Annotated in this window: 23 protein-coding genes and 2 pseudogenes; 7 read left to right on the top strand and 18 right to left on the bottom strand. The window is 30.9% G+C overall.

The features are described from left to right. Positions 1 to 98: 98 nt before the first annotated feature. The 6 genes and pseudogenes from BDW25_RS05760 to BDW25_RS05735 form a co-directional block, all read right to left on the bottom strand. Positions 99 to 500, bottom strand: a complete 402-nt coding sequence (locus BDW25_RS05760) for a GNAT family N-acetyltransferase (protein WP_002448456.1) — start codon at positions 498 to 500, stop codon at positions 99 to 101. Positions 501 to 588: 88 nt separating this feature from the next. Further along, positions 589 to 1,005: a DUF2871 domain-containing protein gene (locus BDW25_RS05755; RefSeq protein WP_002454922.1), complete on the bottom strand. Its 417-nt coding sequence runs from the start codon at positions 1,003 to 1,005 to the stop codon at positions 589 to 591. A gap of 129 nt (positions 1,006 to 1,134) precedes the next feature. Then, positions 1,135 to 1,746, bottom strand: a complete 612-nt coding sequence (locus BDW25_RS05750; protein ID WP_064206884.1) for a YcnI family protein — start codon at positions 1,744 to 1,746, stop codon at positions 1,135 to 1,137. Between the two features lie 16 nt (positions 1,747 to 1,762). Continuing rightward, on the bottom strand, positions 1,763 to 3,010 hold the full coding sequence (locus BDW25_RS05745) for a copper resistance CopC/CopD family protein (protein WP_133945092.1): 1,248 nt from the start codon (positions 3,008 to 3,010) through the stop codon (positions 1,763 to 1,765). Between the two features lie 154 nt (positions 3,011 to 3,164). Beyond that, a pseudogene (locus BDW25_RS11030) lies at positions 3,165 to 3,322 on the bottom strand (MATE family efflux transporter); the annotation flags it as partial. Positions 3,323 to 3,431: 109 nt separating this feature from the next. Beyond that, positions 3,432 to 3,776: pseudogene (locus BDW25_RS05735) on the bottom strand (YhgE/Pip domain-containing protein); the annotation flags it as partial. 168 nt (positions 3,777 to 3,944) lie between these two features. Between BDW25_RS05735 and BDW25_RS05730 the strand changes: the two are divergent. The 5 genes from BDW25_RS05730 to BDW25_RS05710 all read left to right on the top strand — a co-directional run bounded on the left by BDW25_RS05730 (position 3,945) and on the right by BDW25_RS05710 (position 9,550). Further along, positions 3,945 to 4,568 carry a TetR/AcrR family transcriptional regulator gene (locus tag BDW25_RS05730; protein ID WP_002448440.1) on the top strand — a complete coding sequence of 208 codons (624 nt, stop codon included), beginning with the start codon at positions 3,945 to 3,947 and terminating at the stop codon, positions 4,566 to 4,568. Between the two features lie 24 nt (positions 4,569 to 4,592). Then, positions 4,593 to 5,534, top strand: coding sequence for a magnesium transporter CorA family protein (locus tag BDW25_RS05725; RefSeq protein ID WP_002454917.1), 942 nt, complete (start codon positions 4,593 to 4,595; stop codon positions 5,532 to 5,534). A 914-nt stretch (positions 5,535 to 6,448) separates the two neighbouring features. Beyond that, positions 6,449 to 8,554 carry an AraC family transcriptional regulator Rsp gene (rsp, locus tag BDW25_RS05720; RefSeq protein WP_002448558.1) on the top strand — a complete coding sequence of 702 codons (2,106 nt, stop codon included), beginning with the start codon at positions 6,449 to 6,451 and terminating at the stop codon, positions 8,552 to 8,554. A gap of 44 nt (positions 8,555 to 8,598) precedes the next feature. Next, positions 8,599 to 9,021: a pyridoxamine 5'-phosphate oxidase family protein gene (locus BDW25_RS05715; protein ID WP_002448507.1), complete on the top strand. Its 423-nt coding sequence runs from the start codon at positions 8,599 to 8,601 to the stop codon at positions 9,019 to 9,021. 175 nt (positions 9,022 to 9,196) lie between these two features. After that, positions 9,197 to 9,550, top strand: a complete 354-nt coding sequence (locus BDW25_RS05710; protein WP_002448569.1) for a DUF4889 domain-containing protein — start codon at positions 9,197 to 9,199, stop codon at positions 9,548 to 9,550. Positions 9,551 to 9,676: 126 nt separating this feature from the next. Here BDW25_RS05710 and BDW25_RS05705 read toward each other — a convergent pair whose 3' ends face one another. Then, a complete protein-coding gene (locus BDW25_RS05705) occupies positions 9,677 to 10,954 on the bottom strand; it encodes a cation:dicarboxylate symporter family transporter (protein WP_002454915.1) in 1,278 nt (425 codons plus the stop codon). Positions 10,955 to 11,320: 366 nt separating this feature from the next. Further along, complete coding sequence (locus BDW25_RS05700; protein ID WP_002448406.1) at positions 11,321 to 11,680, bottom strand: DUF3139 domain-containing protein; 360 nt, start codon at positions 11,678 to 11,680, stop codon at positions 11,321 to 11,323. A 281-nt stretch (positions 11,681 to 11,961) separates the two neighbouring features. Here BDW25_RS05700 and BDW25_RS05695 point away from each other — a divergent pair, with 281 nt between their 5' ends. Together BDW25_RS05695 and BDW25_RS05690 are read left to right on the top strand one after the other, a co-directional pair. After that, on the top strand, positions 11,962 to 12,405 hold the full coding sequence (locus tag BDW25_RS05695; protein ID WP_002448339.1) for a MarR family winged helix-turn-helix transcriptional regulator: 444 nt from the start codon (positions 11,962 to 11,964) through the stop codon (positions 12,403 to 12,405). A gap of 233 nt (positions 12,406 to 12,638) precedes the next feature. Next, positions 12,639 to 13,055: an Hsp20 family protein gene (locus BDW25_RS05690; RefSeq protein WP_002488807.1), complete on the top strand. Its 417-nt coding sequence runs from the start codon at positions 12,639 to 12,641 to the stop codon at positions 13,053 to 13,055. A 255-nt stretch (positions 13,056 to 13,310) separates the two neighbouring features. On the opposite strand, the gene BDW25_RS05685 is transcribed toward BDW25_RS05690, so the two are convergent. The 10 genes from BDW25_RS05685 to nirD form a co-directional block, all read right to left on the bottom strand. Beyond that, positions 13,311 to 14,468, bottom strand: a complete 1,158-nt coding sequence (locus tag BDW25_RS05685) for a nitrate/nitrite transporter (protein WP_002448585.1) — start codon at positions 14,466 to 14,468, stop codon at positions 13,311 to 13,313. A 256-nt stretch (positions 14,469 to 14,724) separates the two neighbouring features. Then, the gene (nreC, locus tag BDW25_RS05680) at positions 14,725 to 15,378 is read right to left on the bottom strand and encodes a nitrate respiration regulation response regulator NreC (RefSeq protein ID WP_002448626.1); all 654 of its coding nucleotides are present in this window, start codon (positions 15,376 to 15,378) and stop codon (positions 14,725 to 14,727) included. A 25-nt stretch (positions 15,379 to 15,403) separates the two neighbouring features. Continuing rightward, positions 15,404 to 16,414, bottom strand: coding sequence for a nitrate respiration regulation sensor histidine kinase NreB (nreB, locus tag BDW25_RS05675; RefSeq protein WP_233172043.1), 1,011 nt, complete (start codon positions 16,412 to 16,414; stop codon positions 15,404 to 15,406). A 33-nt stretch (positions 16,415 to 16,447) separates the two neighbouring features. Further along, the gene (gene nreA, locus BDW25_RS05670) at positions 16,448 to 16,900 is read right to left on the bottom strand and encodes a nitrate respiration regulation accessory nitrate sensor NreA (protein ID WP_002448501.1); all 453 of its coding nucleotides are present in this window, start codon (positions 16,898 to 16,900) and stop codon (positions 16,448 to 16,450) included. Between the two features lie 20 nt (positions 16,901 to 16,920). After that, complete coding sequence (narI, locus tag BDW25_RS05665) at positions 16,921 to 17,610, bottom strand: respiratory nitrate reductase subunit gamma (RefSeq protein WP_002448574.1); 690 nt, start codon at positions 17,608 to 17,610, stop codon at positions 16,921 to 16,923. After that, positions 17,603 to 18,178, bottom strand: a complete 576-nt coding sequence (gene narJ, locus BDW25_RS05660; RefSeq protein WP_002448445.1) for a nitrate reductase molybdenum cofactor assembly chaperone — start codon at positions 18,176 to 18,178, stop codon at positions 17,603 to 17,605. Before narJ ends, narI begins: the two co-directional genes overlap by 8 nt. Then, complete coding sequence (gene narH / locus BDW25_RS05655) at positions 18,171 to 19,730, bottom strand: nitrate reductase subunit beta (RefSeq protein ID WP_002454911.1); 1,560 nt, start codon at positions 19,728 to 19,730, stop codon at positions 18,171 to 18,173. Before narH ends, narJ begins: the two co-directional genes overlap by 8 nt. After that, positions 19,720 to 23,403: a nitrate reductase subunit alpha gene (locus BDW25_RS05650; protein WP_002448393.1), complete on the bottom strand. Its 3,684-nt coding sequence runs from the start codon at positions 23,401 to 23,403 to the stop codon at positions 19,720 to 19,722. The genes narH and BDW25_RS05650 overlap by 11 nt, the downstream gene beginning before the upstream one ends. Before the next feature lie 205 nt (positions 23,404 to 23,608). Then, positions 23,609 to 24,559, bottom strand: a complete 951-nt coding sequence (gene cobA / locus BDW25_RS05645) for a uroporphyrinogen-III C-methyltransferase (protein ID WP_133945088.1) — start codon at positions 24,557 to 24,559, stop codon at positions 23,609 to 23,611. Further along, a complete protein-coding gene (gene nirD, locus BDW25_RS05640; RefSeq protein ID WP_037554316.1) occupies positions 24,550 to 24,864 on the bottom strand; it encodes a nitrite reductase small subunit NirD in 315 nt (104 codons plus the stop codon). Before nirD ends, cobA begins: the two co-directional genes overlap by 10 nt. Between the last annotated feature and the right edge of the window lie 2 nt (positions 24,865 to 24,866).

Genomic DNA, 24,866 nt, shown 5'->3' with positions numbered 1-24,866 from the left:
TCACCTAAAGATTTTTATTTAGAATATCTACGTAAAGCGTAATCTAGACATAAAATAACAAACTTAAAAGAAATTTAATTTAATCTCATCTCTTTTCTTTAATATTTTTTAAACATTCCACCAGATTTTGGTTCGGTAGATTGAAATCCAAACTTCTTATATAATTGATCAGCTGGATAATCTGCAATCAGACTGACATATGTCCCTTTTTCTGCATGATTTTCAATAAATGACATCACTTGTTTTAAGATTTCTTTCCCAAAACCTTGTCCTTGATAATATGGATGGACAGCAATATCTATAATCTGAAATGCAGTTCCTCCATCTCCAATCACTCTACCCATCCCAATCAATGTTGATTCTTCATAAATAGTAATATTAAAGCATGCATGGGGTAATCCTTTTTTTGCTGCTGTTTCTGATTTAGGACTCATACCTGCTTTTGCTCTTAATTCACAATAATCTTTAACATTTGGTGGATGATTTGAATAATGAATCATTAAAACGTCCTCCTCTTTTAGTCTCTTTATTCTTAATTATAAAAAAAGACACAATAGGTTTGAATCTATTGTGTCTCAAATTATTATTTTAATCTCTCGGTTCTTTTAAAATGGCTTGTCTTAGTAAAAAGAAAAGTAATAATAAGCCAGCAAGCATTCCTGTATGACCGATACCTGCAAATCCAGCAAATGCTTCTGGTGAAAAACTTTTTCCAGTGACTTGGTAAGTGCCTTTTGTTAGCATCATTCCTACAGTAATAATGACACCAACATTGTATACAATGAAGAACCAATTAAATAAATAAAAACTACTTAACTTAAATACTTTTTCAAGCGGAAGTAAAAGTAAAAACATAAACATACCTAATATTAATGTATGTGTGTGAACAAGTGCTAGTTGCGTATCGCCCGTAAAATCATGTGCTTTCGTTAACTCTCTGTAGTAAAATCCACTTACAAGTCCAATAATCATATAGACTAAAAAAGCGTATAATAATCTGCGCATAAAAAATCCTCCCTTACTTCAATTATTATAATCGATTATCTTCGTCTTTAAAGTGACAAAATTTTGTAATCAAATCATGTTATGAAAAATGACCTCTAGCAAGCACTAGAAGTCACTTTATTATATATCTTATTTATTTCTTGCATGTTTAAATAATGCAACTAAAGATAAAATAATGGCAACAAGTGAAATAATCCACAATGCGATAGAACCACCTGAAGATGATTGACTTCTTTCATCTTTTTTAGCGTTGTCTTCTTTAACAGTTACAGCATTTGCATTTTTTTCCACTTCCAATGTTGGAGCAGGATGTTCACTATTCGCTTTACCCGTCCATTTTACCTTATCTTTATTATCGTATGTCTGCACAGCTTTAAATGAATATGTGCCTTCTTCTTTAGGACTTTCTACAAGAAGTGGGAATTCGATAAATTCATTAGGACCAATGCCTTTATCTTTCGCTTTCCAGGTGATTTTTGTGATATTACCTTTTTTGTCTTTATCTAAACTATATTTATACCCTTCTACGGGTTGAATATTTGACACTTGTACTTCTTTTGGAATATCTAATTCGATTTTTTCAGTATGATCTTTTTGTTCAACAGGTACTCGAACATCCACTTTTTCATAAGATCCAGGTTCAACTGCTTTTGGATTTATCGTCACATGTGCATCAGCATATTTAAATAAACCTAGTGAAAAGAAGAACACTAAACCTGAAGCAAATAATTTTTTAAACATATTTTACAATCTCCTTTTATGGAATATTAATTTGACTCATAATAACACCAACAAGTATTAAAATAATACCAATAGAAACTTCTACGATTAAAGAGACTTTATTAATTCTATAACGTTTGTTTAAGGCGCGCGTTGTTTGCATAAAGCCTAAAGCCATCATCATTAATGTTCCTACGATTTTAATTATTAATAATATTGTCCACGTTTTCATATTAGACCATATTGATAAAATTTTAGTTTCATCAATCGACATTAATATACCAGTAATAATGATAACTGCAACAGCAGCTCCATTCACTTTAAATAAGATTTCTCGCAATAAATCAACTGCATCTCGTTTTTTAGTAAATACTGAAGAAAACAAATAAATTAATGCGCCTAGCCATAAACTGATACCAGCTAAGTGTAATGTTCTAAGTATAATTGACCAAACAGGTGCACTTTGAGACCAAGCATGTCCTGACATACTTAAAGCTAAAATCATAATTATCGAAATAGCCCAATACCATGTTCGTTCCATATTTCTTAATACAAATAATCCACTTAAAATAATTAAAGCAACAGCGCTCAGTATATATGGAAATTGAATTAAGACACTTGGATTAAATGTTAAAACTGAATCCAAAATATCAGATGATAGAGTCATCAGATAAAGTACAAGTGACATAATATATGCCATCATCATGATCAATGATACAGCGACATGTCTAGGGAAAATATCAAATGTTGATAAATTATTTCTACGTGCAATACCGTTTAACCAATATAAACCAACTAAAATAATTGTTGCGCCTTCAGCGATATATCTAAACACACCAAACCAAAATGCAGGCGTTTCATATGCAACAGGAGTAGTATCTACACCATTGGCTGTTTTTTTACCAACTGAAAATTCAAATTGATCACTAATTTCATGACCATCAGCAGATACAGTATGCCATTTAATTTGTTGTGTACCTTCTTTTAATTGCTTGCCTGAGAAAGATAAAGTATCTGAATGTCCTATTGTACTCGGTTTAACATCAGCAACTTTCTTTCCTTTATCATTATATATCGTTATCCCTGAATATTCGGCATTTACTGGCTCATTAAATGTTAATTCGATTGTATCTGGTTGTTTTGATACGATACCGTTTTGTGCTGGGGTTGTTTTTTCTAAAGTAGCGTGCGCAGAAGCTATTTTTGTCATACTCGGCACGAATAAAAATAGGAACATCATCAATAACGCTATAGCTACTTTAGAACTTCGCTTTAAAATGACCATTGACGTCCTCCTATAAAAAATACTCATTTAACAATAATAAAGTAATATAACTTATTTAACAATAATTATTATCATATGTCATCGTTTATATAAATTTAAAGCGGGCTAAATAAGAGATCTCCTCCCTTATAGCTCGCTTTAATATCAAATTATTTTATTCTTCTACTAACACTTGAGTGTCCACAGTTAACTTGTGTTTTAAACATATACAATAAACATTGCTAACAGTGAACAAAGTGTTTCAGCGATTAATAATGACCATACAACCCCTGTTAAACCAAACAACGCATTTAATATAAATAGTATCAGAATAGTGTTTCATTTTATATGCTAACACACTAACTCAATATTAATAATTATATTCTATTTGTGCCTATCTCATTTAGTTAGATATCTAAATAATATAATACACCTTTTTTCAAATAATCAACTGCGTTTTACTCATTGCATTTTTTGAAAAATTTTTATTAAAAATAGTTGCGCCGTAATATTTATGATCATTAATCCCTTTTTTAATATCTGATTCTTTATCTACTTTAATCCATTTAACAGTATCAGAATCACTATCCATTAATTTATCTTCAATTGTTTTACCAATATTTACTTTATTACCTTGAATATCTATACCTTTGTCATTATTTGCCACTGCAATCTGTATTTGTTTTGGTTTTGGATTGAATGCAAGATAAAACACTAAAGAGAATATCACTAATAATAAAATAGCTGCAATTGGTGCTAACCATAGTAATTTACTTTTAAAAAATATTCATTTTTACTTACCTCCCTATATTTATTGAACAATGTGTTGAATATTTAATACGTTGTAAATTATAATGAGGTTATCACTTCAATACAATAATCAATAATGATCATATCGTTAATTAATGAACATTATGCCTAATATTGTTAATTAATTATAAAGGATTGATGCAGAATGAAAGAAGATCGGAGAGTTCGTAAGACGAGGTCAGCAATTAAGTCTTCATTTATCGAATTATTAAATGAAAAGGAATTAGAAAAAATTACAATTCAAGATATTGCAGATCGTGCAGATATTAATAGAGGTACCTTTTATTTACATTATGAAGATAAATATTTATTATTATCAGATATGGAAGATGAATTTATTTCTCAAATGACATTCTTAAATCATCTTCATAATATTATGGGAAAAGATCCAGAAGATACTGCTAAAAATTTTATTAATATTATTTTAAAAAATATGCTTCAACATATTTCGGATAATATTACTTTTTATCAAACGATCTTACAATTAAATAGGAAGTCAAAACTTGAAGAAAAAATTTATTCCTTAATCGGGGAAAATATGCAAAAATATATTAGTACAAATCATGAGATTGAAGGTATACCAGAAAAATATTTTCATAGTTATGTTGCTGGTGCAACAATATCTACTGTTAAATTTTGGGTGAATGATCCCCACCGTCTTTCAGTTGAAGATTTAACCAATCATATTTTTAAAATTATTTATAATGGACCTTTAAGAATCATGGTTCAGCATCAATATAAAGCTTTAAATATTGACACAGCGAAATAAAGACTAAGAAAGGAACTATCGATTATGTTGACTGCATATAAACACTCAACTACTAATGAAATAGTTGAAACAAATATAAACCAATCTGCATCATGGATAAATGTTGTCGAACCTGATAGAGAAGAAATTGAGCAATTAATTGAACAGTACAATCTGCCAGAAGATTTTATTCGTGATCCTCTTGATGCAGATGAAAGTGCACGTATTGAATATGATGAAGATACTGGCTATTCTCTTATTATTGTCGACTTGCCTATTGTAAGTTCTACGAATCGTCATGTTCTCTCATTTGTTACCATTCCTCTAGGTATTGTGATTGGAAATGGTGTGATTTTTACAATTTGTGATGCTGAAAATGAATTTCTTGAAAATTATTCAAGACAAGATAACGTAAATTTAAAATTTCATAGTCGCTTTGCTTTAGATATTTTACTTACGATTTCAAATCACTATAACAGAAATTTGCGTCTTTTAAATAAATCAAGAATCCGTATTGAAAGAGATTTGAAAAATAGTATTACGAATAAACAACTTTATCGTTTAATGGAAGTAGAAAAAAGTTTGGTTTACTTTTTAGCAGCTTTAAAAGGGAATGATACGATTATTAAAAAATTATTCCGTTTGCCTGCAATTAAACGTTTTGAAGAAGATGAGGATTTATTAGAAGACTTAGTCATTGAAAATAACCAAGCGATTGAAACAACTGAATTATACACAGGTATTTTAGAAAGTATCACGTCATCGTATTCTTCATTACTTTCAAATGAAATGAACAATATTATGAAGACATTAACGCTTTTTACGGTATTACTAACACTACCTACACTTGTCTTTAGTTTCTTTGGTATGAACGTTCCATTACCTATTGATGATAAGAGTTACGTTTCGTGGCTGGTTATTGTAGGAATCTCTTTAATATTAGTCACTATTGTAAGTATTTTCTTATGGCGTAAGCAAAAACTTTAATAAAAAAGTAACCCTTGCAATATATCGCAAGAGTTACTTTTTTATTCTGCTGCCGCTTTGTAAGCTTTTCTTCGTGATAAAACTAAAGTGACAATCACGGCAATTATAAACGCAATAAACATACCTATTAATTCCTACTTACTAATACATCAAAAATCCTGGGACAATTCATTATCCCAGGATTTTTTTAATACTAATTCTGACATTCTTAACTTTGAATATAATTCGTGATGTTTAATTAAGTAAAAGTATATTTAGATGTTATGATGTAAAACTGTTACACATTAAATAGAAATTTTTGGGGAGTTATAATGATTCTAAATATAATAGTTAGCTACTGTTAATACCTTTTTATATTTGTATGCATCTTCTATTCTAAGTTGCTTATTCTAAGGAGTAATGTTCTTTTTTTCTATTTAAATCACCGTAATCGTTAGTTTCATTAAACTATTGTATATCTGTCGCTAATGCTCTAAGATGTGGTTTCTTGATATACATTTTAAAAGTGATTTTAAATATATGGGGCTTACATCAAATATATAAGTAAATTCATTCTTGATGCTACATATTCAAATGATGTTGTATCGTGATGTATGTACAGAATTAGTCATTGTTAATTTCAAGTGAATCATTATTTGATATCTTATATCTCTTCACTCAAAATCTATATTTATTATGCATTTAAATTCGTTTCATTAACCTACTAAAAATTTTCAATAGTCTCATGCGACATTCTAAAAAAAATAATAATATTGTGCATCTATAAAATTGTTATCGTTTTCAGTTAAAAATAAACAAAAATTTTTTATTTTTAACTATTAATATCTCATTTATTTTCATATATAATAACTCTTATTATTCAAACAGACCCAAATCCCACACACAAATACTATACAAGATGAGGAGACTTATTTATGAGCAGTACTCTTTTTTTACATGAAAATATTACTTCTATGACTAGGAGAAACATCAATCATGTTCTTATATTATTTTCTTTAACTAATGAATTAGAAATGACAATCAATGGAAAATATCATCAATTATCAAATCATATTGCAATCATTAATCAAGGCGATTTATATCAAATTAATAAAGGAAGAAATCTAATTGAGCTCAAAATACCAATGGCTTACTTTTATCTTGAAGACGCTGCTTTTTTTAATTGCCACTTTGATGCTCATCTCTTACAATCAAGTTATTTTATCAAATCAATCATTTTAAATAATATAGAACATATGTACAACACGTCTCATCATGATGACAAAGTGATTCCAAAGATCATACAAACTTTTTATAAAGAAGCAGTTATTAGACATCCTCATATATATATTCCAAAGATTCCTGTTGAACAGCATATCTTAACAAATATACTTACATTCATTCATGATCACATTACTTCCAATATTTCTCTACAAGATATTGCAGCACATGCACTTATTTCTGAGTCATATTGTTCAAATTTATTTGTACGTATATTGAATATTAATTTTAAAGATTATTATACAAGTTTGAAAATCAATCATGCTATTAGGTTACTCATTTGTACGAATGACTCTATTACAAGTATTTCTGAACAATCTGGTTTTAGTAGTCATACCAATTTTACTAATCAATTTAAAAATTATCTTAATTTAAGTCCAAAACGATTTCGTTCTCAACTGAATCATTCTGATCATATATCTGCGATACGATTGAAGAGTGACATTGAACCTAAGTATTTTGAATTAATCTCTCAATTTGAAACAACTGAACACTTATCTACCGAAACGACTATCATTGATCTTGAGCAATTAGAAGCCCTTCAACATACTCGTTCTTCAAAGGCATTTATTCATTTTAAAAATATTAACGAATTATTCCAGTTTGTTTTTAATGATTATTATGATATCGATTTATCTTATTTACCTAAACCAGCCATTTTGATTAATGATATGAGTGATATGAATCAACATTCAATTAACGGAACCTTACTCAATCGCTGCTTCGAAAAATTATTTGAAAAAAATATCAGTTTAGCCGTCGTTATCAAAAATAAATCTGAGTTCACTACTTTTTACGATTTAATTATGACGTTTTTAGAAAATAATCAAGATTATAAATGGAATAAAAAAAGTGTACGATTTATGCTAGTATTTGATACCAAGTCAATGACTATTCAAGATATCCATCTATCATATTTAAAACTTAGAAACAAAAATCGTTCGATTAAATATGGTGTTTTAGTGGAAGGATTATTACATCAGTATGAAAAGTTACAAGAGGTCTATGATACAATGAAGCGTCTTAATTTTGATTACTATTTTGTTGACATTGAAAATATTGATACGAAAAATATATTAATTGAACACCAACGCGGATTTACTCATGCAAATACCCACTTCGAAAACTACATTCATTTTATAAAGAATTCTAATATACCTTCGACTCAATTTGTCTATAGTAGCTTATCATTACGTTGCTTTAAGTATACAAATGACGGTAAACATCCACTTCAATTAGCAGATTTAGTTTGTCATTTAACGGCACTATTAAAATATGGAGGCGGTATTTGCTATCACCTTTTTGAAGATGATCCGATGTTTATTGCATTATTTAATCGACATGGGAGTTTACTCCCAATTATGCATCTGTATCAATTTATTGCAGCATTTATCGATGTGCCTATCCATATTTCAAATAATTATTTAATGAGTCAAAAAGATGGAAATTACCATTTTATCTTATTTAATAAAATTAATGATCGCTACTTGTCTGACAGTAAACAACATTATCAAATACTAAATAAATTAAATGAAAACAGCTTAATTATCGCAAATACATTAAATAAAGAACATGGGACGATTCATCAATTAATGTCTCAAGATAATTTACCTGTATACATCGAAAAAAGTATTATTCATCAATTAGATAGATGCAATCAACCTAAAACAGAATTATTTATACAAGAAGAAAACAACCATCCATTTAATATGACATTGCATCATGATGAAGTGAAATATATTTATATCAAATCTGTTTAAAATTAATTTTAAAGGGATATTAATAAAATAAGGAGATGATTAGTTTGGACAAACAAAAAGTGACTCAAGCGATTGAGAAAGTTTTAAATACTTCTAAAATTGGCGTATTATCAACTGCATATAATAATAAACCGAATAGCAGATATATGGTGTTCTATAACGATGGTCTTAATTTATATACAAAAACAAGCAATAAAAGTTCTAAAGTAAAAGAAATTCAAAGTAATCCAGAAGCATATATTTTACTAGGATATAATGAAACAACAAATAATAGTTTTGTTGAAATAGAAGCAAGTATTGACATTGTAGAAGATCAGAAAGTCATTGATTGGTTGTGGGAAACACAAGATAAAACATTCTTCGATTCCAAAGAGGATCCTAATTTATGTGTGTTAAAAATAAATCCAAAAACGATTACTTTAATGAATGATGATGATATTGATACACCAATCACAATTGATCTTTAATTTTATTTTTAATAAGAGTAGATAGAATGTATCATGAATTCTATCTACTCTTATTTGCTTATTTATAATGATTCATTTATATTAGTTGAAGTACAATTGAATTTTTGTGAAACTTTTATTGTAATTTAATTCTATTTTTTGTACAAATAAATTAATATATTTAAGGAGAGTCTTAATGAAGAACAAAAAAGGTTTAGGGTTAGGAATTGCTTTAATTGCAATTATGTTAATTGTTAGCATTATTTTAGCCATTGTCATGCTAAATGGTCACCAAAAAGAATCCTACTATGGCTATATGAAAGATAGTCACACTATTGATAAAATGGTAAATGAACAAACTGAAAAAGTAGAGAAAAATGTTAAATTACCATCTAACACTAATGTAAAAGTGAAAAAAGGCGATTTTGTCTTTTTAGTAAAAGAAAAAGGTTCTGATTCATTTTCTAGAGTATCAAAAGTAAATCATGATGATGTGCCACATGGTCTCATGATGAAAATTCATGAAATGCATGATATGAAAGGCATGTAGTTTTTGATATATTAGAAAGTGTAAAGAGCGAGATAACATTCATTTGAAATCAGTTATCTCGCTTTTTTGTTTGAATAAAAAAGCATCGCTTATCCAAGCGACGCTAAAAATGTCAGATGTCCTTTTTTAAATTGATTCTAGATATTTCTTACCTTTTTCTTTATCATAGACATGTTCCCATTTAGAGATAACTACTGTAGATAATGCATTACCAATAACGTTCACACATGTACGAACCATGTCTAACAAACGATCTACACCGATAATTAACGCAAGACCTTGAGCTGGTAAGCCCATTGCCCCCAATGTTGTTAATAACACTACAATAGATACTCCTGGCACACCAGCCATACCTTTAGATGCAACCATTAATGTCACCATTAAAATGATTTGTTCAGATAATGATAAGTGAATACCATACATTTGAGCAACAAATAAAGCAGCGATAGATTGATATAGGGCTGATCCGTCTAAATTAAACGAATATCCAATTGGTATAACAAAAGAAGTCACTTCTTTTGGAGAACCAAATTTCTCCATTTTACTCATCATTACTGGTAATACTGCTTCAGAACTTGAAGTAGAGAAAGCAAGCAATAATTCATCTTTAAGTATTTTAATGATTGAGAAAATACTAATTCCACAAATCCTTGCTACAATACCCAAAACAACAATAATGAAGAAAATCATCGCAAATACAACTACTAAAACAAGTTTAGCTAATGGAATTAAAGCTGAAGCACCGAATGTCATAACAGTTGTACAAATAAATGCAAATACACCAATTGGTGCTAATTTTAAGATTTTATTAATCATCCAAAATACGGCTTCTAATGTACCGTTTAAGAAACCTTTAACTGGTTCAGCCTTTTCTCCAATTGCAGCTAATCCCAAACCAAAAAATACTGCGAAGAAAATAATTGGCAATAACTCACCCTTAGTTAAAGCTTCAAAAATATTAGTTGGTATAATATTTACGATTGTATCAATAAAGTGGTTACCGTATGTAGATTGTTCTGCGGCAGACGCAGTTGATTGATATTTAGTAATATCGCCTTTAGGTAACTTATCAGGATCTAATCCAATTCCTGGTTTAAAAATATTACCAATAATTAAACCTAAACCGATGGCGATGGTTGTAATAATTTCGAAATAAAGAATTGATTTCCATCCATAGCTTCCTATTTTTTTCGAATCCCCTAAATTCGAAATAGATAAAGCAAGTGAACAGAATACAATTGGGATGATGATCATTTTGATTAAATTTAAGAAAACGTCACCGAAAGGTTTAATATAATTTGCAACACCTGTTTGTCCAAATAATAATAAACCAATTACTACACCTAGCACTAATGCAATTAATACTTGCATAGGTAGGCTAACTTTTCTCTTGAACAGAGTCACGTTGAAACCCCCTTCTTCTGACATCGCTTAATTATATCAAATTATTCAAAATTCGGATATAACAAATTAAAAACTATTAAATAATATACATATTTAATTTGGAAAAAATAATTAATTAAAAACAGAAAAATGAGAATATTTTTTAGAATATAGATGTTGGAATTCAATCACTATCTTTAACCTTCTCAATGTAAGAGCGGTTGATAAATGAATGACATTACTCTAAAACCTTTTTTAACTAACTCGTTTACCTTTACCATTTAACAAAAATTTCATTAAAAAAAACAATATCTATTTTTCCATAGACATTGTTTTTTTGAGTAGTAATCACCATTAATATCTCTAGTTCTACATATTAATTATATATCATGGCTTATAATTTTGGTTGAAATAGTTATGTTTTGCACTTTTAATGCTTTTCTTGGTTTCCGTATCAAAGCCTTCAACTAAAATACCTTTACGTGTACCAATTGGCTGAATGATATATGTTAAATTAGGCTCGTCTTTAAAAACCACTTGTTTATAATAGACGCCTCTTTTAGCACTATATAATGTTTTTTCTGATTTAATTTTATCTTTCAAATGTTTTTGTTCTATGTAATTGTCTACAAGTTGTACATTTTTATGCCCTTGATACGCTTTCGTTCCAAAGAAGAACGCAATAGCTAATACAAGAGAAATAGCTAATATAATAATAATTCTAATAATCTTTTGCTTCTTACTCATCAGAGCACTCCTTCATTCTCTTACTCAATAAAATAGCTTCTTTTATCATTTAAATAATTATGAATGAAATAGTAACTTTTTTAAAGTGATACCTCTTTTTTGTAACAAAATATACTAATAATTTAATTTAGAATTTGAAATAAATCAACATTCTAAATTTATATGTAGACTTAGTTAAATTTATTTTTAAATTTATTAAAAAACTTATATAATACTCTGACAATAGTCTTGACATTAGCTATTGTTCATACTATCTTTAAATAAGTTGAGGGGGGAAAAATATGTATGTAAAGGACAGTTATTTAAGTAAACAATTATGTTTTTTACTTTATGTTACTTCAAAAGAGGTAATTAAAAAATATACTCACTATCTAAAAGAGTATGATTTAACATACACAAGTTTTATGGTTCTTATGGCTATTGAAAACGACGAAAAAATAAACATTAAGTCCCTTGGTCAACGTGTCTTCTTAGATTCTGGAACTTTAACGCCTCTCTTAAAAAAATTAGAGAAAAAAGGTTACGTACAACGCATGCGAGAAAAAGAAGATGAACGTAATTTACAAATTTCATTAACTCAAAATGGTAGAGACATTAAACCAGTATTAGAGCAAATTTCTAATCAAGTGTTTAATGATTTTGATATTTCTGACGATGAAGCGGATGGCCTTGCTAGTAGCTTAAGACATATTATTTCAGAGAACTTCGGCTCTAATGCTGAATAGTTATTACACATGACAAAAGCTAAGTAATTATTGTTCCTTCTTTCTTTTATTTTCTAACTAATACATAATATCGACGTCTTTTGTCATGTTTCTTTATTCCACATCTTTCACTTTTTAATTCTTCAAACTTTCAAATTGCTTTTACTTTACGTGTAGTATCTCTATTTATATAATGATATTGTAAAATTTCAATATATTTTATGACATATTACTCTGAAAAGGAGATTTCATATATGAATAATAGAGAATTTTTTGATCAAGCTATTTTTAAAAATAATCCAAGAGATGTATTTCGTGATCTAGGTGAACAAGTATTTAACCAATTTTCAACTAAAAGCTTCCCAACAAATGTTTACAGTCAAAAAAATCAATATGTTCTAGAAGCCGAATTACCTGGCGTAAAGAAACAAGACATTCATCTTAAATATGAACATGCTACTTTAACGATTAAAGTCATTAAACAAGTATCTGAGCAAACAGGTAGTGTTCAATTAAGTGAACGCTCAAGCGGAGAATTGGTAAGACGCTTTGAATTCGAAGATATTAATAAAAATCAAATCAAAGCAAGTTATGAAGATGGTGTTTTAGTGGTGATTTTACCTAAGAATGTCACTGAAGAAGACGAAGGTACTACAATTACAGTAGAATAAATAAAAGAAGTTGAGATATAACTTTCAGAAAAATAGCCAGTAAATGAGTGATTAGACATTCATTTACTGGCTTATTTATAATTCTTCGTATTATTGCCTTACTCTCTTAGAGGGTAGTTTCAGCTTGTGCTATTATTTCAACCTCTCATCAAAGTACGTTGTATTCATCTTTCATTTTACATTAGATTATTGAAAAAATAGGTGCTTAGCATAAGCTAATAAACAAACGTAGTGCTAGTGCACTACGTTGTATATTTATTTTGCGTATTCTTTTTTGTAAAGATGACCCATTGTAATAAAAGCAAGTATTCCAAATACAGCTAGTAAAATAAATGCTAAATGACTTGAACCTGTCAATGAAGTAACATACGTGATAACAAGTGGTGGGAAGAAACCACCTAACCCTCCCATCATAGAAACAATTCCGTTTGCAGTACCAGATTCTTTAGCAAAATAAGATGGCACAAGTTTAAAGATGAGTCCATTTCCTAATCCAGCACAAATACTAATTGTTAAACAACCTATAGTAAATAAGGCAATATGACTTGAAACACCTAAAATAACTGCACCGATAATCATCACAACAAAATCTATCATCAAGACTTTAACCGCGTTGAATTTATCTCCTAAAATCCCACCCACAGGTCTTAAGAATGTTGCTAATGCGATAAATACTCCTGATCGAATACCTGCATCTACTTTATCTATTCCGAAATTATTAACTAAATAGTTAGGTAAGAATAAACCAAATGCTACAAAAGCACCAAATGTAATAAAGTACCATAAACTCAAATAATATAGTTTGTAGTTTGAAGATAAATCTTTAACTTGAGCGCCTAAAGGTACTTTAACTTTAGGTTCTTTAGCATCTCCAAGGAAAAACATTAATATTGCAAAAATAGCGATAATAATAAGATAACTTCTTACTGTTGTTTGCCATCCTACAATACCCGCAATAGGAGGTGCTAAGAATGATGAAATTGCTGTACCAATGTTCCCCATTCCATAAATACCATTTGCTAATCCTACTTTATCTTTTGAAAAATATTTAGGAACTGAAGTGACACCTACAGAGAAAATGGCTCCTCCTACTCCTAAAAAAAATCCAGACGCCATTAACATACCAGGCGATTGGGCTTGTCCTAAGAAGAAAATAGGAAATAATAATATAATAAAACTACAAAAGAATACCCATTTAGCGCCAATAATATTTGTTAAATAACCAAATGGTACACGAAGAATCGATCCTAGGATAACTGGTATCGCTAAAATAATTGATAACTGTCCTGGATTAATTTTAATATCTTGTGAAATGTATGGCATCAATGGAGAAATAATGCTCCAAGCCATGAATCCAACTACAAGACTTAAAGTTTGTAACGTAAGTTGAAAACCACCCTTAGTTTTATTCATTTTTTCACCTTCATCAATTTTTATTTTCTATTATCGATAATTAAACCACATATCAATATAGTCAATTTGTGTGATTAATTACTGATTACATTTAAATTTTAATCACTTTGTGAAAATATGAACATAAGGAGTTTCCCTTATACTCTCTAATAATCCCCCTATATTTAAATAATAAGACAAAGAAAAACCAACACATGAATATTATGTGCTGGTAAAATTATAATATGAGTGTCATTATTTAAGTCTTTCAACATATTTAAAAGTCTAAAAGTTTCTTCTTAAGCGCATATTCTACAAGCTCTGGTTTAGATTTTAAATTTAATTTAGTCATAATATGCGTTTTATGTGCCTCAACTGTTTTAACGGATACAAACAATTTTTCAGCAATTTCTTTATTTCCATATCCCTTTGCAATTAATGGTAATATTTCTAATTCTCTTTTAGAAAGTATTTTGAAAGGATCATTAGTGGCTTTTTCATCTTGATTAGAAACATTTACAAATTCATTTACTAATGACGTCGTTAGTTTCATATCAATATACGTTTCACCTTTATACACTGTTCGTACTGCTAAAATGAGTTGTTCATCTGGTGAATTTTTTAAAATGTATCCTTTAGCACCATTTCTTAAAACGTGAAACAAATATTCTTCATCATCATACATTGTTAAAATTAATATTTTTGTTTCAGGAAAACTTTCAGAAATTTTGCTAGTAGCAATTAAGCCAGACTCACCAGGTGGCATACTTAAATCCATAATTAATACATCCGGCTTGTATTCCATCACTTTCTGATACGCTTCTACTCCATCAGCTGCCGTAGCTACAACTTCCATATCTTCTTGAAAGTTTAATATCATAGAAAAACCTGTTCTTACTACTGCATGATCATCTGCAATTACTATTTTCAATTATAAGTCAGTCCCCTTACACTCTCTAGAGTGGCACTTCTAAAGTGATAATCGTTCCTTTTCCTAAATGTGTTTCTACATTCACTTTTCCGTTTACAAGCTCTGCTCTTTCATTCATACCATACAATCCTAGTCCTGTACCTTGTGGTTGAGAATTCGGATCAAAACCTTGACCATGATCAATAACTTCAGCCATTAATAAACGTCCAACCTCCTGAACAAAGACATCTACCGAACTTACGCCTGCGTATTTTAATGCATTAAATACCGCTTCCTGTACCACACGGTAAACCACCGTTTCTACTTCACTATCATATCTTTTATCTTTAATGTTAGACTGATATACAATTTGCATACCATAATTATTTTCAAATTGTTTAAAATATGATTTAAAAGCCGCTTCCAAGCCTAAATCATCTAGAGATGAGGGTCTTAATTCAACTGATAGATGTCTGATATCATCAATCAATTTAGACATTAATCCCTCAATACGTTGTGATTGTTGGACAAGTTCTGAGGATTCTTTTTGATATTTCAGCAATCTGAGTTCAACATCAATATTTAGCATTTCTTGTACAACACTATCGTGTAGTTCTCTAGAAATACGTTTTCTTTCATTTTCTTGCGCGGAAATTGTTTTTCTCATCATCTGACGTTGATACATTTTTTCTTGTCTTTCAATTTGCGGCGAAATATCTTGAAGTGTAAATGCATATATCTCATTATCTTCATCAATTGCTTGATAAGAAGCTGTAAATGGTCGAACTTTATGATCTACTGTTTTCATAAACACTTGAAAATTGATATCGTTTGGTTTAGATGTGTCTAAATAACAATTTTTGCAACTTTGAAGTTCAAATTCATTTGAATACCCTTCACAACGGTCACAAATCGCATTTGTCATCGCACTATAATTATTATCTTTTGAAATAATTTCTTCAGCGGCGTCATTCATTGCAATGATTTTTCCTTCTTTGTTTACAAAAACAATTTTTTCATTTGTAGTTTCATAATATTTTTTTAGTAAGTCTTCCATTTGCAGATTATACAACTCTAACACATATATCACCTAGATTTCTTCATTAAATTCCCACAAACGGCCTTTAATATTTAATTGATTAATCACTTTAGGCAATGTTTTACTACCTCTTTGTCCTAATAATAACACGCCTGCAACATGCTGTTCATGCCATAATGGTATAGCAACGAGTGCGTTTAAGTTTTCACTCATCAAAATAGGATACTTAATTTTTTCTTCTGGCGTTATTGTTTTGGAAACATTTTCTATAACCATTCGCTTTCCTGTTTTCATGACTGTTCCAGCTAAGCCTCTGCCTTTTCTCAAAACAATCAATTTATAACGATTGTTTAGATTACCTGAAACATATTGCCATTTAATAGGTCCAGAAGGTTCATGGTTTTCATATAGCGCAACACCAGCAAAATCACAGTTTTCTTTTTTTCTAAGTGTGTCAAGCTCTTGCTGAAAATGTACCGGTTCAAACAAAGGTTCCGGAATCATATATCGTACTCCTTTTATATTTAATGTGCACGAGGTGCTTTATGTTTTCTATATACAATATAACGTCTATTTGTATATGCTAATGGAATACTCCATACATGTACAAGACGTGTAAATGGCCAACAAGCTAATATTGTAAATCCTAATAAGATATGAATTTTAAATGATAATGGAACGCCTGTCATTAGTGCTGCATTAGGTGAAAATGTAAATAAGTGTCTAAACCATATAGAAATCGTTTGACGGTAATCAAAGTCAGTTATCACTGCATTAGTAACTAATGTTGAGAAACATCCCATAAATATAATCAATATTAATAAGAAATTTACGAAAATATCAGAAGCTGAACTTAACTTTCTCACATTACTAATAGTTAAACGTCTTGCTGTTAAAAGTAACATTCCAATTAGAGTCATTATACCAAAAATACTACCGATATAAACAGCTCCAAAGTGATATGTACTTTCGCTTATACCAAGCCCATCTATCCATTCTGCTGGAATAGCTAATCCCACCACATGGCCAAAAAATACTGGAATAATTCCTAAGTGAAATAACAGACTGCCCCATTTAAGTTGTTTCTTTTCTAAAAACTCACTCGATTTTGCAGTCCATGAAAACTGATCATATTTATATCGGGCAATATGACCGACGATAAAAATTGCCACACATAAATATGGGTAAATAATCCAAAGAAATTGATTAAGCATGATGTGTCACCTCTTTTGGAATGTCTAAACAAGCTTTTAATGTTTCTCGTAATGCACGAATCACATAAGCGTAAGGATTATTCTCCTTAGCTAATTGATTTGCCATTTCATATGTACCATCTTCAATAATCATAATCACTAACTCAATATTGCCTTCTGCACGAGGATCATTATGCCAACTTGCTACGTGTAAAAACTGCAACATCAATGGTAGATAATCAGATAATTCATTATCTACCATTTTTAATCCAAACATTTCATAAAGTACTTTAAGTTTTGCGAGCATTTGACCTCTTTCTTTTTGAGTATCAAATTTATTGTAAGTCATATAAAGTGGTGATGTTTTATTGAAATCAAATGTATCCGTATAAATTGCTTTAATTTCAGATAAAGTAAATTGATACATAATTTCACGATATTTCATTAAATCTGCATATCCTGGATGTGAAGGATGAATCGTTTCTTCAAATGTATTAGGATGAAAGGTTAATTTTTCTGGAAAATTAAGTTGTTGTGCAAGATATCCAAAACTTTCTTGATAGTATTTAAATTGCGTTAGATTAATCACGGAAAATACCTCCATAGAAATTCTCATTATAAATTTCTTGACTAGATTTTCCTGACGTTGAACCTACTGGAACACCACAACCTTCACAATTGTCTCCGAAATATTCACCGCCATATCCTTGACTACCTTGAGCGTGATACGTATCTAAATAGGTTTCTTTATGTGAAGATGGTACAACAAATCGGTCTTCATATTTAGCTAAACCTAATAGACGATACATTTCTTTTGTTTGAATTTCTGATAAACCTAAACGTTCTAATCTAGAAGTATCAAATGGTTTGTTTGTGACTTGAGCACGCATATAACTTCTCATCATTGCCATTTTTTGTAACGCTTCTTTCACTGGCTCTACTTTACCTGCTGTAAATAAGTTTGCTAAATATTCAATAGGTAAACGCATTTCTTCGATGGCCGGGAAAATCATATCAGGATTTTGACCTGAATTTTTACCTTCAAAATAACTCATAATTGGACTTAAAGGCGGGCAGTACCATACCATTGGCATTGTTCTAAATTCAGGATGTAATGGAAATGCCAATTTATATTCAATTGCTAATTTATAAACAGGTGAATTTTGAGCAGCTTGGATCCATTCATAACTGATACCATCTTTTTCTGCTTGTTCAATCACTTCTTCATCAAATGGATTTAAGAAGATATCAAGTTGTTTTTCATATAAGTCTTGTTCATTTTCAGCTGAAGCCGCTTCATGTACACGATCAGCGTCATATAGTAAAACGCCTAAATATCTCATTCTTCCTGTACACGTTTCTGAACATACAGTTGGCATTCCTGCTTCAATTCTTGGGAAGCAGAATGTACATTTTTCAGCTTTATTTGTTTTCCAGTTGAAATATACTTTTTTGTAAGGACAACCTGTCATACAGTAGCGCCACCCACGACATGCATCCTGATCGACTAAAACAATACCATCTTCATCTCTTTTATACATAGCCCCTGAAGGACATGAAGCAACACAACTAGGATTTAAGCAATGCTCGCATAGACGAGGTAAATACATCATAAATGTTTCATCAAATTGGAATTTGATGTCTTCTTCAATTCTTTGAATATTTGGATCTTCTGGTCCTGTTACATGTCCACCAGCTAAATCATCTTCCCAGTTTGGTCCCCATTCAAGATTTAGTCTATCTCCTGAAATCAATGAGTGTGCTTTTGCAACTGGTGAATGTTTACCTTCTTTAGCTGTTGTTAAATGTTCATAATTATAAGTCCATGGTTCATAATAATCTTTGATTAACGGCATATCTGGATTATAGAAGATTTTACCTAAGGCAATTTTAGACCACTTACTACCTGATTTAAGCTCAAGTTTACCTTTTTTATTTAATACCCAACCACCTTTATAGTGCTCTTGATCTTCCCAACGTTTTGGATAACCTACACCTGGTTTGGTTTCTACATTATTAAACCACATGTATTCTGCACCCGGTCTATTTGTCCAAGTATTTTTACATGTCACACTACATGTATGACACCCAATACATTTATCTAAATTCAATACCATTGCAACTTGCGCTTTAATCTTCAAGCCAATTTACCTCCTTCATTTTTCTAACTGCGACGTACACATCACGTTGGTTTCCAATTGGTCCATAGTAATTGAAGTGATAACTAATTTGTGCATATCCTCCAACTAATTGCGTAGGTTTTAGGTGAATTCTTGTAGGTGCATTATGTGATCCCCCACGAGTATCAGTAATCTCAGAACCTGGTGTTTCAATGTGCTTATCTTGTGCGTGATACATAAACATCGTACCTTTAGGCATGCGGTGTGACGTTACCGCTCTTGCAGTCACAACACCATTTCTGTTATAAACTTCAAGCCAATCATTATCATTAATACCATGTTGCTCAGCATCTTCATTAGATAGCCAAACAACTGGACCTCCTCTGAATAAAGTCAACATACGTTCATTATCTTGATATGTTGAATGAATATTCCATTTTCCATGAGGTGTTAAATAACGTAGAACAAGTGCATCTTGTCCACCTTTTACCTTTTTATCTCTTGCGCCAAATACCATTGGTGGAAGTGTTGGTTTATATACTGGTAAACTTTCACCAAATTGCTGGAATACTTCGTGATCGATATAGTAACTTTGTCTTCCTGTTAGCGTTCTAAAAGGTACAAGTCTCTCAATATTTGTTGTAAATGGAGAATAACGACGATTATTTTTATTAGAACCTGGGAATACTGCTGTTGGGATAACTTCTCTTGGTTGAGCTGTAATATTTAAGAATGAAATTTTTTCAGATGCACGTTCTTTTGAAATATCCTTCAATTCCATTCCAGTTTGATTTTCTAAATCTTCATATGATTTTTGAGATAATTTACCATTCGTTGCCGAAGAGATATTTAAAATTGCATCAGCTACTTTACGTGCAGTATCAATACGTGGTCTATCATTTCTAACAGAATGTTCATCGTCATCATTCCATGTACCAATCATGCTTTTTAGTTCTTCGTATTCTTCTTTAACACTAAAACTTACGCCATGTGCCCCTACTTTACCTTTCTCAAGTAAAGGTCCTAATGTAACGTATTTATCATAAATTTTAGTATAGTCACGTTCTACAATAGAGAAGTTAGGCATAGTTTTACCTGGCATGCCTTCTACTTCACCTTTAGACCAATCTTTAACAATACCGTATTCAGAACCTAATTCTTGTTTAGAATCATGAGCAAGTGGTGTAGTTACCACATCTTTAAATGTGCCTGGTAAATAATCTTTAGCCATTTCTGAAATTGCTTTACTCAATGTTTTGTAAATGTCCCAGTCAGAACGTGATTCCCATAATGGATCAATTGCTGGATTAAATGGATGAATAAATGGATGCATATCGGTTGAAGATAAGTCATGTTTTTCATACCAAGTTGCTGCTGGCAACACAATATCAGAATACAAAGGCGTTGCAGTCATTCTAAAATCTAATGATACAAGTAAATCTAATTTGCCTACTGTATCTTCTCTCCATTTAATTTCCTCTGGTTTATCATTTTCATTTGGTTCAGCCATTAATCCTGAACGTGTACCAAGTAAATGTTTCATAAAGTACTCTTGACCTTTAGCTGAACTTGAAATTAAGTTAGATCTCCAAACAAATAATGTTTTAGGGTGATTTTTTCTTAAGTCTGGGTCTTCAATAGCAAATTCTGTTTCTTTATTTTTCACTGATTCAATCGCACGTTTTAAAATAGCTTCATTTGAATCATCGCCCGCATCTCTTGCTTCTTCACCAAATAACAAACTGTTTTTATTAAATTGTGGATATGAAGGCAACCAACCTAAACGTGCTGCTGTCACATTATAATCTGCTGGATGCTGATGTTTAATGTTGTTAGCAAGTGGTGATTTCAATTTATCTACATTAGATTCTTCATATTTCCATTGATCAGTTGCAAAATAGAACCAACTTGTACCATTTTGTAAACGTGGTGGACCTTGCCAATCTTTAGCGAAAGCTACAGTATTCCATCCTTCGATTGGACGACATTTTTCTTGCCCAACATAGTGAGCCCAACCTCCACCATTAACACCTTGGCATCCACATAAGAGAACTAAATTCAATACAGCACGGTAAATGGTGTCAGAATTGAACCAGTGGTTAATCCCCGCACCCATAATTATCATCGAACGTCCTTTAGTATCAATAGCATTTTGTGCAAATTCTCTTGCGACTTGTGTCACTAATTCTTGTTTAATACCTGTAACGTTTTCTTGCCATGCAGGTGTATATTTAGACTCACTATCTTCATAAGATTTAGCTTCTAACTCATGACCAAATCGTTTAATACCATATTGACTAGCCATTAAATCATATACTGTAGCAATACGTACTTCTTTACCATCTGCCAATTTAACTTTTTTAGTTGGGATAGGTCGTTCGAAAATACCATCTCCTTGACTATCAAAGTAAGGAAATTGAATGGTTTGTAACTCATAATCTTCTTCTGCAACAGATAAAGCTGGATCAATTTTACTTCCATCTTCTGTTTCGAGTTTTAAATTCCATTGTTTGCCTTCTTCCCAACGTTGACCCATTGTACCGTTTGGAACGACAAGTCGATGGCTAATCGCATCGTGAATCACTGGTTTCCACTCACCATTTTTACTTTTTATGCCTAAATCGCTTGCACGTAAAAATCGTCCTGCCTTATAACCATTCTCATCTTCATCCAACATCAATACAAATGGCATATCTGTATATTGCTTGGCATAATTAACAAACATATCACTTGGTTCATCTTCATAAAATTCTTGTAAGATGACATGTGTCATAGCTTGAGCAACTGCAGCATCTGTTCCTGGATGAGGTGCTAACCAATTATCAGCAAATTTAACATTTTCTGCATAATCTGGTGCTACAGACACCACTTTTGCACCTTTATAACGTACTTCAGTCATAAAATGGGCATCAGGCGTACGAGTAAGTGGAACGTTAGATCCCCACATAATGATGTAAGAGGCATTGTACCAATCACTTGATTCAGGTACATCAGTTTGTTCACCCCAAATTTGAGGAGATGCAGGTGGTAAATCAGCATACCAATCATAAAAACTTAACATTTCTCCGCCTAATAAATTAATAAAACGCGCACCAGATGCATAACTAATCATCGACATTGCTGGAATAGGTGTAAAACCAGCGATTCTATCCGGACCATCTTTTTTAATGGTATAAAGAATTTGTGCTGCGATAATATCTGTTACATCTTTCCAACTTGCACGTACATGTCCACCTTTACCACGTGCTTCCTTATATAATTTAGCTTTCTTTTCATCTTCGACGATAGATGCCCATGCAGCGATACGATTTCCATTATTGTCTTCAAGTGCTTCTGTCCATAGATCTAATAGTTTACCTCTAATGTAAGGATATTTCACACGAAGTGGGCTGTATTCATACCATGAAAATGACGCGCCACGTGGACATCCACGAGGTTCAAATTCAGGCATATCTGGACCGCAACTTGGATAGTCAATTTGTTGATTTTCCCACGTAATCACACCATTTTTAACGAAAACTTTCCACGAACACGATCCAGTACAGTTTACGCCATGTGTAGTTCTTACTACTTTATCGTGACTCCATCTTTCACGATACATTTTTTCCCATTCTCTACTTTTACTTTCTAAGACTGACCAATTTCCATTAAACGTTTCAGTTGGTTTGAAAAAGTTTAATCCGAATTTTCCCATTTATATAAATCCTCCTACCTGCAAAGGTCATACGTTACTTATGTTCAATGTTATTTAAAGAAATTTCATTTAAATTGTACATTTTTTCACATGGCTTTTATATTAGGGAATTACCTATTTCATATAAAAGAATCCCTAAAAAAGTGAGATAACACACTTTTTAAATACCGTGTTATCTCACTTATGACATTCGAAGTGTAAAGAACTACACTTCAATATATTTAATATTTTGATGCTGCGTTATGATCGATTCATATAAATATTTTTGAGAAGAATGATAGGTTTCATCATATTGAATTAAGCATTTTAAATACTGTTGAGATAAATCTTCTGCTTTTGAAAGTGCTAATTCTTTATTCCCTTTAATAACGTACAATGTTTCATCTATTGTTTGTTTTGAGTGTATAATCTTTTCGTCATCCATATAGTTAATGATATGGCCTAATATACAAATTCCTGGATCATGTTTAATATTAAGCTTAGATAATTGATATTCAATAGTGCTTAGTTTACCAACCACTATGGTTTCGTTATAACATGTAGCATTAAAAATGATAGCAATATCATAATCTTCTTTAGTATATCTTCTAATTTGACTAATAATATAATTTAATCGTTTAATTCCCATATAAATTGCTAAAGTCCCACCATTAGCTAAATTACGTATATCCATGTCTTGATCAATATCATCTTTAAAATGACCTGTAGAAAATGTAACACTTGGTGCTACTGAACGCATCGTTAAACCTAAGTCTAATGAAGCTACCGCTGCACTCGCAGAAGTTACCCCAGGTACAATATCGTAGGCAATCTGATGTTCTTTTAAAATGTCTATTTCTTCAGTTACTCGTCCAAATACTGCTGGGTCTCCACCTTTTAAACGTACAACAACTTTATACTTTTTCGCTGCTGCTACTATTTTTAAATTAATATCTTCTTGTTGAATATGTTTAGTATAAGGTTTTTTTCCAACATCTATGATTTCAGTAGTTGGTTTTGCATATTGTAATATCAATGGATTGACAAGACGATCATATAAAATAACATCTGCTTGACGAATTAATCGTTCTGCTTGTTTAGTTAGCAAATTAGGATTGCCAGGGCCAGCCCCAATTAAATATACTTTTCCAAATTTACTATTAGTGACTAGAGACATATAAATACGTCTCCATCTTGAATTTCAACTTGATATGTTTCAACACAACCTGTATCAGGTTCTTGCACTTTACCCGTATTCAAATCAATTTTTTGATCGTGGAGTGGACAATAAACGTATTCTCCACTTACAGTACCTTCAGATAGCGGTCCTTCTTTATGTGGACACACATTATTAATAGCATGCACTTGTCCATTTTCTGTTAAAAATATACCGATTTGTTTATCTTTAACAATAACTTTTTTACCAATTAATGGTGTTAATTCATCCATAGTTGTTACTTTAACTTTTTCCATTACACTCATCC

This window comes from Staphylococcus sp. AtDRG32, from assembly GCF_004365845.1.
Classification (GTDB): domain Bacteria; phylum Bacillota; class Bacilli; order Staphylococcales; family Staphylococcaceae; genus Staphylococcus; species Staphylococcus hominis.
This window is presented reverse-complemented; position numbering and strand designations above follow the sequence as displayed.